The following is a 768-nucleotide window of genomic DNA, read 5'->3' on the forward strand; positions in this document are numbered from 1 at the left end:
AGGGCGCAGGCCGGTGGCGCGAAGCCAATCGACAATCGCCTGTGCGTCATCCATCGGGTGATAGTAAGTGGTGCGCCACAGGTCGACGTCGCAACCGGCATTGGTCAGCAGATCGTAATAGGCGCTGCTGGTGAGCAGGCGCTGGCGCACACTGGCGGTATCACCTATTTTATCACGCCAGCGTCCCTGTTCGGCCACCGTGCGCATCAGCCGGTGGCTGGGTTCGTCCAGGTTATCCGGCATCTGTACCGCCAGCATACCCCCTTGAGCCAGCTGCTGTGCCAAATGCGGAAACAGCTGTGCATGCTCCGGCACCCATTGCAACGAGGCGTTGGCATAAATCACATCCTGTGGCTGCGCGGGCCGCCAGGTGGCGATATCTGCTTGCACAAACCGCTGCTGCGGCAGGCGTTCGCGTGCTTGTGCCAGCATGGCTGCCGAAGTATCGACGCCCGTCACCGTCGCGTGCGGCCACGCCTGCGCTAACAGCTCAGTGCTGTTACCCGGCCCGCAGCCCAGATCGCTGACGGTGTTGGGATGCGGATGTGCAATGCGGGCAACCAGTTCTTGTGCCGGGCGGGTGCGTTCATTGGCAAAGCGTAAATAGAGCGCGGGGTTCCAATCTTTCATCGTTGTTCCTGATGGGTAGCAGACGGGGCAGGGTGAAAACAGCATGCCAGATTTCTTTCTCTGGCGCTTGTGGGGATACGTTGCCTTTTATTTCCAACGTATTGCGCGAATATGCGCCGATTGATTGTGTCTCACCCA

General features: G+C 59.9%; 1 protein-coding gene. It reads right to left on the minus strand.

The features are described 5' to 3' along the window. The coding region (tam, locus tag J5224_RS32200) for a trans-aconitate 2-methyltransferase (protein WP_264629014.1) at positions 1-630 on the minus strand (630 nt) is incomplete at its 3' end. Positions 631-768: the final 138 nt, after the last annotated feature.

The sequence above is a fragment of the Candidatus Symbiopectobacterium sp. NZEC135 genome, from assembly GCF_025962695.1.